Source organism: Dietzia sp. NCCP-2495, from assembly GCF_026011735.1.
GTDB lineage: Bacteria > Actinomycetota > Actinomycetes > Mycobacteriales > Mycobacteriaceae > Dietzia.
Genome location: NZ_BRVN01000002.1, coordinates 433042 through 444928 on the forward strand (window position 1 = coordinate 433042; position 11887 = coordinate 444928).

Consider the following 11887-nt stretch of genomic DNA (forward strand, 5'->3'; position numbering starts at 1 on the left):
GTGACTTCCAACTCTCTGCCCTCACTTCCCACCATGGGGGAGGTCGTACGGACCCCCACCGCCCACGAGCCCGATCCGAAGGGCCACTGGGGGGACTTCGGCGGACGCTACGTCCCCGAGGCGCTCATGGCGGTGATCGACGAGGTGACGGATTCGTACGCCAAGGCGCGCATCGACGAGGGCTTCCTCGGGGAGCTGGACCGTCTGCAGCGCCACTACACCGGTAGACCCTCGCCGCTGTACGAGGCGGAGCGGTTCGGCGCCGAGGTGGGCGCACGGGTGTTCCTCAAGCGTGAGGACCTCAACCACACCGGGTCGCACAAGATCAACAACGTGCTCGGCCAGGCGTTGCTCGCCAAGCGCATGGGGAAGAAGCGCGTCATCGCGGAGACGGGTGCGGGTCAGCACGGTGTCGCCACCGCGACCGCGTGCGCGTTGCTCGGGCTCGAGTGCAAGGTCTTCATGGGTGCGGTCGACGTGCGGCGCCAGGCGCTGAACGTGGCCCGCATGCGGCTGCTCGGCGCGGAGGTGGAGGCCGTCGAGATCGGCTCGGCCACGCTCAAGGACGCGATCAACGAGGCCATGCGCGACTGGGTCTCCCGCGCCGACGACACGTATTACGCGTTCGGCACCGCGGCCGGACCGCACCCGTTCCCGGTGATGGTCCGTGATTTCCAGCGGATCGTCGGCAGTGAGGCGCGGGTCCAGATCCTGGACCAGGCCGGACGGCTGCCGGACGCCGCGGTCGCCTGTGTCGGTGGCGGGTCCAACGCGATCGGCCTGTTCCACCCGTTCATCGACGACGAGTCGGTGCGGCTGGTCGGCTGCGAGGCCGGTGGCGACGGCGTCGATTCCGGGCGTACGGCGGCCACCGTCAACGCCGGTCGCCCGGGGGTGTTCCAGGGTTCGTACGCGCATCTCATGCAGGACTCCGACGGGCAGACCATCGAGTCCCACTCGATCTCGGCGGGGCTCGACTACCCGGGCGTCGGCCCGGAGCATTCGCACCTGTCGGACATCGGACGCGCCGAGTACCGGCCGGTCACGGACACCCAGGCCATGGACGCCTTCGCCCAGCTGTGCCGCACCGAGGGCATCATCCCGGCCATCGAGTCGGCGCACGCGATCGCTGGCGCGGCGCAGCTCGCCGCGGAGGGCGTGGACCTGATCCTGGTCAACGTCTCCGGTCGTGGTGACAAGGACGTGGACACCGCCGCACGGTGGTTCGGACTGTTGGGTGGGGGTGCCCCGCCCGAGGCGGGGGTCGATGCCCACAGGGGCGACGACGACGGCAACGGTGCGTACGCGGATGGGGGAGTCGAAGCATGAGTGTTCTCAGTGACGTGTTCGTCAGGTGCCGGGCCGAGGGGCGGGCAGCGCTCATCGGTTACTACCCGGCCGGGTTCCCCACACTGGAGGGCTCGCTCGAGGCCGTGCGCACGATGGTGGCGAACGGTTGTGATGTGGTCGAGGTGGGGATCCCGTACTCCGACCCGATGATGGACGGTCCCACAATCCAGGCGGCCGCCGACACCGCGCTCGAGGCGGGATTTCGCGTGCGCGATGTCTTCGAGGTCGTCCGTGCGGTCGCCGACGCCGGTGCCGTGCCCGCGGTCATGAGTTACTGGAACCCGATCCTCCAGTACGGCGTCGATCGGTTCGCCCGGGATTTCGCGGCGGCCGGGGGAGCCGGGGTGATCACGCCGGATCTCATTCCCGACGAGGCGGCGGACTGGATCGCCGCCACCGACGCGCACGGGGTCGACCGGGTGTTCCTCGTGGCGCCCTCGTCCACGCCGGAGCGGCTGGCCACGACGCTGGCGCAGACCGGTGGGTTCGTCTACGTCCAGGCGGTCATGGGCGTCACCGGCGCGCGGGACGTCGTCACCGATGCGCCGAAGGTGCTCACCACCCGTGTGCGTGAGGTCTCTGACCTCGCCTGCGGCGTCGGACTCGGTGTCCGCAACGGTGACCAGGCCGCGGAGATCGCCTCGTACGCCGACGGCGTGATCGTCGGCTCGGCGCTCATCTCCGCCGCGACGGAGGGGCTCGACGAGTTGGGCCGGCTCACCGCTGAGCTCGCGGAGGGTGTGCGACGGCCGGGGACCACGGCATGATCCCCAGTCCTCCCCAGGGCGTCTGGGAGATCGGACCGTTCCCCTTGCGCGCCTACGCACTGTGGATCATCCTCGGGATCGTCATCGCGATCTGGTGGGGCGAGAAGCGCTGGGCCGCGCGTGGCGGCAAGCCCGGGGTGGTGATCGACACCGCACTGTGGGCGATCCCGTTCGGTCTCATCGGCGGCCGCGCCTATCACGTGGCGACCGACTGGTACCGCTACTTCGGGGAGGGCAAGAACCCCGTCGACGCCCTGAAGATCTGGGACGGGGGCCTCGGGATCTGGGGCGCCGTCGCACTGGGTGCCGTCGGTGCGTACATCGGACTCCGGCAGCAGGGCATCCGGGCGATCGGTGCGTTCGCGGACTCCGTGGCGCCCGGCATCGTCCTGGCGCAGGGGATCGGTCGCCTGGGCAACTACTTCAACCAGGAACTGTACGGTCGCGAGACCGACGTCCCGTGGGCTCTGGAGATCTATCAGCGCTACGACGAGGTGTACGGGTACTCCGAGACGATCGGGCGGTCCACCGGCCAGGTCCTGGCCACCGTCCACCCGACGTTCCTCTACGAACTGCTGTGGAACGTACTCGTGGCGATCGTGTTGGTCCTGCTCGACCGCCGGTTCCGGCTCGGTCACGGCCGGGTCTTCGCGCTGTATGTGGCCCTGTACTGTTTCGGCCGATTCTTCGTGGAGCTCATGCGCGCCGATTCGGCGACGCACGTGTTCGGCCTCCGGATCAACACCATCGTCTCGGTGGTCGTCATGATCGCCGCGCTGATCTACTTCGTGAGGGTCAGGGGCCGACGAGAGGACCCGTCGGATCTTGAGTCGACGAGAGACGAGTCAGTGACCGCGGCCGAATCGGACTCGGAGAACTGACCCGGGTCTTGTCCCTCTCTCCCGGTTCGGACCCGCGACGACGTCGTCGCGGGGCCTCGCCGGTCGCCTCGCAGCGCGTGATCTCACCCCCATTGTCCGGCCGTTGGTGTGCGGTTCACCGGCAGTCCGCGGAAGGGGACTAGATTGGGTCAGGTGAATCGTCGTACCAAGATCGTCTGCACCCTGGGTCCCGCCGTCGCCTCCCAAGCTGGCATCCGTGAACTAGTCGACGCCGGGATGGACGTGGCGCGGCTGAATTTCAGTCACGGCGAGCACGCTGATCACGAGGCGAACTATCGATGGGTGCGTCAGGCTTCGGACGAGACGGGCCGCGCCGTCGGTGTCCTCGCCGACCTCCAGGGGCCCAAGATCCGCCTCGGTCGCTTCATCGAGGGACGGCACCAGTGGGACGAGGGTGACGAAGTGGTCATCACCGTCGCGGACGTCGAGGGGACCAAGGAGCGGGTCTCCACCACCTACAAGGGTCTGGCCAACGACGCCCGTCCCGGAGACCGTCTCCTCGTCGACGACGGGAACATCGGCCTGACGGTCGAGCGCGTCGCCGGCGACGACGTGCACTGCCGCGTCACCGAGGGCGGCATCGTCTCCAACAACAAGGGTGTCTCCCTGCCCGGCATGAACGTCTCCGTCCCGGCACTGAGCGAGAAGGACATCGCCGATCTGCGATTCGCGCTGAATCTCGGCGTCGACTTCATCGCGTTGTCGTTCGTCCGGTCGCCGGCCGATGTCGACCTGGTGCACGAGATCATGGACGAGGTCGGAGTGCACGTTCCGGTCATCGCCAAGCTCGAGAAGCCGGAGGCGATCAAGAACCTCGAGGCCATCGTCCTGGCGTTCGACGCGATCATGGTCGCCCGCGGTGACCTCGGCGTGGAGCTGCCGTTGCAGGAGGTGCCCCTCGTCCAGAAGCGTGCCATCCAGATCGCACGCGAGAACGCCAAGCCCGTGATCGTCGCGACGCAGATGCTGGAGTCGATGATCGGGAACTCGCGCCCCACCCGGGCCGAGGCCTCGGACGTGGCCAACGCCGTGCTCGACGGTGCGGATGCCGTCATGCTGTCGGGCGAGACGTCGGTGGGCAAGTATCCGATCGACGCCGTGCGCACCATGTCGTCCATCGCCCTGGCTGTGGAGTCGGACTCCACGGCGGCGCCGGATCTGGTCCACATGCCGCGGACGAAGCGCGGCGTCATCTCGTACTCGGCGCGCGAGATCGGGGAGCGGCTCGGCGCCAAGGCCCTCGTGGCGGTCACCTCGACGGGTGACACGGTGCGTCGTCTAGCGCGCCTCCACAGTCCGCTGCCTCTCATCGCGATCACCGGTGACCCGAAGATCCGTCGCCAGCTCTCGCTCACGTGGGGTGCGCAGACGTTCCTCACCGACCGCATCAACGACACCGCCGAGGTCGTCAAGGCCACCGACGAGATGCTACTGCCGCTCGAGGGGTACAACAAGGACGACGTGATCGTCCTCGTGGCGGGCAATGTCCCGGGCGTCGAGGGGTCGACGAACTTCATCCTGGTCCACCGCATCGGCGAGGCGGACCACTGATCACCATCAGATAACGGTTCGGAAGCGCCGGTCAGCGACCCGCTGACCGGCGCTTTCGTATGTTCTCGTGCTTTTGACGTGACAGTGCCGAGACAATTCTGTTACCTTCTTGGAGGTCGCCGGTGAGACCGGCTGATTACCTGCTCTACCCCCGCAACAGACTTTGAGGTTCCCCCTGATGTCCGACGCCACCAGCATTCCCTTCGCCGAGCTCGCCGACAGGCTCGGTATGGACGGCTCCGGCGCTGCCGGCGGTCGCCACCGCGCCGCCCGCTCGTCTGCTTGTATGGGACGCCTCGTCGCCGGTGCCGTCGCCGGAGCCGCGATCTCCGGCGGAGTGGCCATGGCCGCGGCCCCGGCCGCGTCAGCGCAGTCCGCCGAGGTCAACCCGGACCAGCTCGCCGAGATGGCGCAGGGCGCAATCCAGGGCATGGGCCTGAATGATCAGCAGCTGCGTGACTACGCGGCCGACTTCAACATCGACCCGTCCATGTTCGGTTCGCTCGGTATCCCGGGTGTCGGCGGCGCGCACGCTCCGACCGTCGGTCCCATCACCTCCGGCTTCGGTCCCCGCTGGGGGACGTTCCACAACGGCACCGACTTCGGGGCTCCCGTGGGCACGCCGATGTACGCCGCTAAGTCAGGCACGGTCGTCGCGGCCGGCCCGGCCTCCGGGTATGGCCTCTGGATCCGTATCAAGACGGACGACGGAGAGCTGCTCGAGTACGGCCACAACGACCAGAACTACGTCTCGGTCGGTCAGCGCGTCAACGCCGGACAGGTCATCGGGACCGTCGGCAACCGCGGCTATTCGACCGGACCCCACCTCCACTTCGGCGTCCAGAACGCCGCCGGCCAGTGGATCGATCCCGTGCCGTGGCTGCGCGGCAACGGCGTCGTCCTCTGACCGCCAGTAGGCCCGCACTGTAGTAATACCTGGCACCGCAGTAATACCCGGCACCGCGCCCCGCCTCCGATCCGGACGGCGGGGCGTCGGCCATTTCCGGGCCGCGGGCGGGCACGTGGGACCGGTCGGGGTGCTCCGGTCTCACCCGCGGGACAAACCGGCATCGCCGGTCCGGGCTTTCTGACACAGTGGTCTGGAGTATCCAGATCAACCGGAGAGGCCATCCATGTCGCAGACCGTCAGGGGAGTCATCGCTCGCGGTAAGGGAGAAGAGGTCGAGCTCGTCGACGTCGTGGTTCCCGACCCCGGCCCCAACGATGTCATAGTCCGGGTACAGGCCTGCGGCGTGTGCCACACGGACCTGGCGTACCGAGACGGCGGGATCAACGACGAGTACCCGTTCCTGCTCGGCCACGAGGCCGCGGGGATCGTGGAGACCGTCGGAGAGCACGTCACGCATGTGGCCGAGGGCGACTTCGTTGTCCTCAACTGGCGCGCGGTGTGCGGCGAGTGCCGTGCCTGCAAGCGCGGCGAGCCGCAGTACTGCTTCGCAACACACAACGCGTCCAAGAAGATGACCCTGACGGACGGCACCGAGCTCTCGCCCGCACTGGGAATCGGCGCGTTCATCGACAAGACCCTCGTGCACGAGGGGCAGTGCACCAAGGTGGACCCCTCCGCCGACCCCGCTGTCGCCGGCCTCCTCGGCTGCGGCGTGATGGCGGGCCTCGGCGCCGCCGTCAACACCGGCGGAGTGAAGCGAGGACAGTCCGTTGCCGTGATCGGCTGCGGTGGCGTGGGCGTGGCCGCCGTCGTCGGTGCACGTCTCGCGGGCGCGTCGACCATCATCGCGGTCGACATCGACGACACCAAGCTCGAGTGGGCGAAGGATTTCGGGGCGACCCACACGGTCAACTCGCGCGAGACCGACCCGGTCGAAGCCATCCAGGGTCTCACGGGCGGGTTCGGCGCCGACGTCGTCATCGACGCCGTCGGTCGCCCGGAGACCTATGAGCAGGCGTTCTACGCGCGTGACCTGGCGGGCACCGTTGTACTCGTCGGTGTCCCCACTCCGGAGATGAAGCTCGAGTTGCCGCTGCTGGACTTCTTCGGTCGCGGCGGTTCGCTCAAGTCCTCGTGGTACGGCGACTGCCTGCCCGAGCGCGATTTCCCCATGCTCGTCGACCTCCACCTGCAGGGCAGGCTCCCGCTGGAGAAGTTCGTCTCCGAGCGCATCGGCATCGACGCCGTCGAGGCCGCGTTCGGCGCGATGAAGGCGGGCTCCGTGCTGCGATCGGTGGTGACGTTGTGAGCGAGACCTACACCAGTTCCGGGTACGCCGGCGGACTGCGGATCGAGAAGGTCGTCACGAGCGGGATCTTCGCCCTCGACGGTGGCGAGTGGGAGGTGGACAACAACATCTGGATCCTCGGTGACGATTCCGAGGTGTACGTGATCGACGCCGCCCACACGGCCGCGCCGATCATCGACGCGGTCGCCGGCCGCGAGGTCAAGGGCATCCTGTGTTCGCACGCGCACAACGACCACATCACGGTGGCGCCCGAACTGTCGGCCACGCTCGACGCCCCGATCCTGGTGCACCCGGGAGATCAGATGCTGTGGGACGAGACCCACCCGGACGTCACGCACGGGGACCTTTCTGACGGGCTCACGCTGGAGATCGCGGGAACCCGAATCGACGTCATGAACACGCCCGGCCACTCGCCGGGGTCGTGTGTGTTCCACGTCCCCGAGGCGGGAGTGCTCTTCTCCGGAGACACACTGTTCTCCGGTGGACCCGGCGCGACGGGCCGCTCGTACTCGGACTTCCCGACGATCATCACGTCTATCCGGGACCGGATCCTCACCCTCCCCGCGGACACGCTGGTGCACACCGGCCACGGAGACGGGACGAAGGTCGGGGACGAGTCCCCGCACCTCGAGGAATGGATCCGGCGAGGTCACTGATCCGCCGGCCGGACGCGTCGGGCAGGATGGAACCCGTCCGACGCGTCCGCCCAGGGGCGCCGACCCGGTAGGACCGGGATCGAATCTCTCGGACCGTTGCAGGAGGACACGTCACCATGGCCAGGGTCACCGCCACCAATACCATCGTCATCGAGGCGCCCGTCGAGGCCGTGAGCACGGCGATCGCCGATTACGCGGGCGTGCGCCCCCGTATCCAGCCCGAGCAGTACAGTGCCTACCGCCTGATCGAGGGTGGTCAGGGTCAGGGCACCGTCGCCGCGTGGCACCTGCAGGCGACCAAGAAGCGGAGCCGCGACGTCAAGGTGAGCGTGACCGTCGACGAGGCCGCAGGCCGCTGGTCCATGGTCGAGAAGGACGAGAACTCGTCCATGTCCACCACTTACACAGTGCGAGAATCGGTCGGTGGCTCCTTGGTCGAGATGACCACCTCCTGGGACGGCGCCGGGGGAGTCGGCGGCTTCTTCGAGCGCACCTTCGCTCCCGGCGGGCTCAAGAAGATCCAGCACGAGTTGCTCGCCAACCTCAAGGCCGACGTCGAGGGCTGAGGCGCACCAATTACCCGGAGGCCCTGATGTCACTCACCCCGTTCCTGATGTTCGAAGGCCGCGCCCGAGAGGCGATCGACCTCTACACCTCGGTGGTCCCGCGGTCATCGGTCGACTCGGTCGTCTACTTCCCGGCGGAGGGTGAGCCGGAGGGCGAGGTGACGGGTGAGCCGGCACCGCAGCTCGTCATGATGGCGGGGGTCTCACTCGACGGCCAGACGGTGAAGATCAACGACACACCGATCACACACGGATTCACGTTCACGCCGTCGACCTCGCTGTACTTCCAGACCGACGACCCCGCCGAGTACGAGACGGTGTTGTCGGGGCTGGGACACGACGGATCGTTCCTCATGCCGGACAACGATGAGTACGGTTTCGCGGCGCGATTCGCCTGGCTGAACGACAGGCTCGGGGTGAGTTGGCAGCTCGCGCTCGCGCCGTCGGTGTGAGACGCCCGAGGTGATCCGGAGTCGGTGTAGCGCCTGAAGACCAGATGCCGGACTGAGCGTGGTGGTGCCCCCGGTCGGACTCGAACCGACACTGGACGGGTTTTGAATCCGCTCTAGCAATGTTGTCCCAGGCGGTAGCGTCATGGCTGGTTAAGTCCGTAGCGCTTCTACCTGCGGAGACAACACGGCGGTTATTGGCGGGTGCCGTGCTCTGGTGGATTTCCTGCGTACTCTCTGCGTACTGAGGCCGGACTAAAGGTATGGGGTGTCAAGGAGTTGAGAAGCCGCACGGTGCTAGCGGCTGGCCGTTCTCTACCCAGGGGTAGAGCGACTGGCGCGGGTGACGATGTCAGATCATGGCCCTATCTGGACCCTTGCTCTGCTTAACTATGGAGAAGCCTAGAACGAGGCAGGCGAGTCCTTGCCGTACGACTCAGGCGGGCTCTCGGCGGCTCGAAAGACTTGCCCGGGCCGTCTTGGGGTGAGCAGCTATGCGGCCAGGTCGAACCGGCCAGCGAAGAATGTCAGGACCCAGGAAACGAGGACCCAAGTGACCAGTTACGGTCCTAACAACCCCAAGGGCCGTCAGTTGAAGCGGTCCGCACCAGGTGCGCCTTTTGGGCAGGCGAAGCGTCCCAAGAGACCCTTCGATACACGGTGATGGCGAGAATCGTGCTGGACCCGCACCCGACGAGACGACTGCTAGCCACGAGAGTGAGGACTCGGTCGACGGCTGAGTCGGCGCGTGGCTAGTTCTGTGACGTATCGGGCTGCCACACTGGCGGCAGCCACACCGGAGGAGGTGACACCAGATGGCTTTCCCGCTTGACCTTGCAGCAACGCTGAGCGGCGCTTCCGTAGCTCAGCTGCGGCGGTGGAACCGAGACGACCTCCTCGTTCCCGAGGTAAACGCATCGCGCCCGATGCTCTACTCTTTCCGAGATCTGGCGGCACTTCGCTCCGTGAGCTACCTCCGAGCCGAGACCAGCCTTCAACGCATCAAGCGGGCCTTTGCGAACCTCCCGGAATTTGAGTTCACAGACCATCCCTCCAGGTACAAGTTCGCTACCGACGGCAAGGCCGTCATGATCAGGACCGACGACGGGTTCATGGACCTAGTGAAAAACCCCGGCCAGTTCGAGTTCGTTACTCTCGCGGACATTTTCGAGTCCTTCGAGAACCGGAGCGGTCGTAGGGTCGTGCCATTCGAGAGACCTCGAAAGAACCTGCGGATCAATAGCCGCCGCCTTGGCGGCTACCCGGTGATCGTCGACTCTCGTGTCCCGTACGACGCGGTCGCCCAGCTCATGGCCGGCGGCGACGTCGAACCAGACGAGGTGGCCGAGTACTACCCTCGCGTCTCTGCCGAAGCCGCGCTCGACGCGGTGAGCTTCCAGCAGGAAGTGTTAGAGGTGGGTGCGTGAAGTTCTTCTTGGACGAGAGCCTCAACCTGAAGGTCTTGGCCCCGTTGAAAGCGGCCTACGGCGCTCACAGCTTTCTCCACTCTGGTTCCGATTTGCCTAAGGCGCTCGACGATGTCGACATCTACCCGGCTGCAGCAGGATTGGGGTGTGCGGCCTACGTCTGTTCGGACCTGAAGCAGGTCGAGCATTGGGACCGCCGGCACGAACGAGCTGGGTGTCGCGCCGCTGGACTCCATTGGATCGGGATCAGGAAGATCCCCGTCATCGGGAAGCACAAGGTCCTGGCATCCCAGCTCACACCCCTCGCTGCGGCGTTGCCTTACATCGTCGAGGAGATCGAATCTGCGACAAGTCCCCAGTGCTTCATTTTGGCGATCGGCAGAGTTGAGAGGAAAGTGCTGTTCGAGCGCGTGATGGACCTGTGATCAGTCCCGAATGCACGTTCCGTGCCGCCCGCGGCCTGCCCGGCCCCCCACAGGACGAGCTCCGGCCCCGGCCTGGCAAGGCCGCCAGCGAAGGGAACCAAGACTCAGTGAACGACTGGGACGGGGCATAAATGGGCGACGCTGGAGGTTTCCCATCTATGAAGGCTCGGGAGATGCTGCGAGTATTGAAGTTCGATTTGGGTTACTCGATAGTTCCCAAGCGTGGCAAGGGCAGTCATACTGTTCTGGAAGCGGAGGGGAGACCGCGGATCATCTGGGGCTTTCATACCAAGGCCACGCTAGCGCCTAGGACGGTACGGCAAGTGCTTGTACGACAGGCCGGGCTCTCGGTCGGAGAAGCTAAGGAGGTGCTCGGGGTTGACTGACCTACATCTCGTCCTCACGGATCACGGCAAATTCGGTTGGACCATCGAGTCTCCGCAGCTGCCTTCAATCATCGGTGGTCGCGACACCTACGACGAAGCTTTCCAGTTCGCGCGCGAGCTGTGCGAAGAAGCTGGTTGGAGCCCCTTGCCGAAGTTTCCAGAGGTTCATGTTCAGCACCCTCTAGTGGCCAAGAACGGACTCGAATACCTGCTTCGTACTCATCATTCCGACGACCCAGCCGTTCGGTGGTCCCGGATGCACCTTACTGAAGCGCTGACGGCCCATTTGCATCTCGATGACATCGACGATGTCACCCACGCGGGGCAGCCGCCCACGGCCACCGGAGAGCGTCTTCTGATCTCAGCGCTGCCAGAGGACAAGTTGTCGTGGTGTGAAGCGCAGCTCGACCCGGGCGCGGTTGGGCGCTTCGTGGTCTTGCGGGGCGATTCCACGGACTCGATAGCAATCGGGAACGGCAAGTCCGCTCGCGATGACTCGTATGAGACGTTGGATCTTGACCTAGGGCCCGACGCTATGCTGCGGGACGCGTTAGCCGCGCTTAACAAATACAAGCAGCGCTCACGCGAGACATCCGAGAGGCGTAAGACCTTAATCGCATTGGTGTAATCCCAGTTTAACGAGCGCGTTCGTTGAAGCCATTGGGAAGAATAGCCCTCCTTTACCCCACTCGACCTCGACATCTGCCTCGATTCCACTAGAGGTGGAGGGCCCGCCCTCGTAGGCCGCCCCGCGGTCGGCAGGGCGGAATACGTCCTCGACGGTGACGTATTGGGGGCTTTTATCGTGAACTGCTCACCTACGTCGATCTGGTGCTCGGTGACTTCGACGGTCTCTGACGTAGTTGGGGCTACTGTCACCTACGGGGACTACGAAGAGCTCTCGTCTACCGCGTGCAAATAGGTGAGAAGCGCCGTGGGGCACTTAGGCTCCGAACTACTTCGACCCAAGCTCGGAGACCATCCTCAAGTCGCGCCTCTCCCCCCATCAGCCGGGGGTGACGGATATCCACGTCCTAGACCCCTCGGGGTTCGACCTCTCGGTCAATGGGGAGGAGGCTGTTGAGACGGACACCGAGGTGGCTTGCGACGCCGCTCCTGCCGCCCCGACTGGCGATGGCATCATCGGCTTCAACCTGAGACCCCGAAAAGGTTGGGATCAATGGATAAG

13 protein-coding genes are annotated in these 11887 nt (G+C 65.9%); all 13 read left to right on the plus strand.

What is annotated here, in order from left to right:
* Positions 1 to 33 precede the first annotated feature (33 nt).
* The 13 genes from trpB to OPF83_RS04305 all read left to right on the plus strand — a co-directional run bounded on the left by trpB (position 34) and on the right by OPF83_RS04305 (position 11326).
* Entirely contained in the window at positions 34 to 1329 is a 1296-nt protein-coding gene (gene trpB / locus OPF83_RS04250) for a tryptophan synthase subunit beta (protein ID WP_264885989.1), read from the plus strand.
* Entirely contained in the window at positions 1326 to 2117 is a 792-nt protein-coding gene (gene trpA, locus OPF83_RS04255; protein ID WP_264885958.1) for a tryptophan synthase subunit alpha, read from the plus strand. Before trpB ends, trpA begins: the two co-directional genes overlap by 4 nt.
* A complete protein-coding gene (gene lgt, locus OPF83_RS04260) occupies positions 2114 to 2998 on the plus strand; it encodes a prolipoprotein diacylglyceryl transferase (RefSeq protein WP_264885959.1) in 885 nt (294 codons plus the stop codon). The genes trpA and lgt overlap by 4 nt, the downstream gene beginning before the upstream one ends.
* A gap of 153 nt (positions 2999 to 3151) precedes the next feature.
* On the plus strand, positions 3152 to 4570 hold the full coding sequence (pyk, locus tag OPF83_RS04265; protein ID WP_264885960.1) for a pyruvate kinase: 1419 nt from the start codon (positions 3152 to 3154) through the stop codon (positions 4568 to 4570).
* Positions 4571 to 4748: 178 nt separating this feature from the next.
* Positions 4749 to 5477, plus strand: coding sequence for a M23 family metallopeptidase (locus OPF83_RS04270; protein ID WP_264885961.1), 729 nt, complete (start codon positions 4749 to 4751; stop codon positions 5475 to 5477).
* A gap of 226 nt (positions 5478 to 5703) precedes the next feature.
* Positions 5704 to 6789, plus strand: coding sequence for an S-(hydroxymethyl)mycothiol dehydrogenase (locus OPF83_RS04275; RefSeq protein WP_264885962.1), 1086 nt, complete (start codon positions 5704 to 5706; stop codon positions 6787 to 6789).
* The gene (locus OPF83_RS04280) at positions 6786 to 7445 is read left to right on the plus strand and encodes an MBL fold metallo-hydrolase (RefSeq protein ID WP_264885963.1); all 660 of its coding nucleotides are present in this window, start codon (positions 6786 to 6788) and stop codon (positions 7443 to 7445) included. The genes OPF83_RS04275 and OPF83_RS04280 overlap by 4 nt, the downstream gene beginning before the upstream one ends.
* A 116-nt stretch (positions 7446 to 7561) precedes the next feature.
* On the plus strand, positions 7562 to 8011 hold the full coding sequence (locus tag OPF83_RS04285; protein ID WP_264885964.1) for an SRPBCC family protein: 450 nt from the start codon (positions 7562 to 7564) through the stop codon (positions 8009 to 8011).
* A 26-nt stretch (positions 8012 to 8037) separates the two neighbouring features.
* Positions 8038 to 8463 (plus strand): VOC family protein, encoded by a 426-nt coding sequence (locus tag OPF83_RS04290; RefSeq protein ID WP_264885965.1) that lies wholly within the window; start codon positions 8038 to 8040, stop codon positions 8461 to 8463.
* Positions 8464 to 9275: 812 nt separating this feature from the next.
* Positions 9276 to 9887 carry a DUF433 domain-containing protein gene (locus OPF83_RS04295; protein ID WP_264885966.1) on the plus strand — a complete coding sequence of 204 codons (612 nt, stop codon included), beginning with the start codon at positions 9276 to 9278 and terminating at the stop codon, positions 9885 to 9887.
* Positions 9884 to 10312: a hypothetical protein gene (locus tag OPF83_RS04300; RefSeq protein ID WP_264885967.1), complete on the plus strand. Its 429-nt coding sequence runs from the start codon at positions 9884 to 9886 to the stop codon at positions 10310 to 10312. Before OPF83_RS04295 ends, OPF83_RS04300 begins: the two co-directional genes overlap by 4 nt.
* Before the next feature lie 173 nt (positions 10313 to 10485).
* A complete protein-coding gene (locus OPF83_RS17460; protein ID WP_375546203.1) occupies positions 10486 to 10698 on the plus strand; it encodes a type II toxin-antitoxin system HicA family toxin in 213 nt (70 codons plus the stop codon).
* Positions 10691 to 11326, plus strand: coding sequence for a hypothetical protein (locus OPF83_RS04305; protein WP_264885968.1), 636 nt, complete (start codon positions 10691 to 10693; stop codon positions 11324 to 11326). Before OPF83_RS17460 ends, OPF83_RS04305 begins: the two co-directional genes overlap by 8 nt.
* Positions 11327 to 11887: the final 561 nt, after the last annotated feature.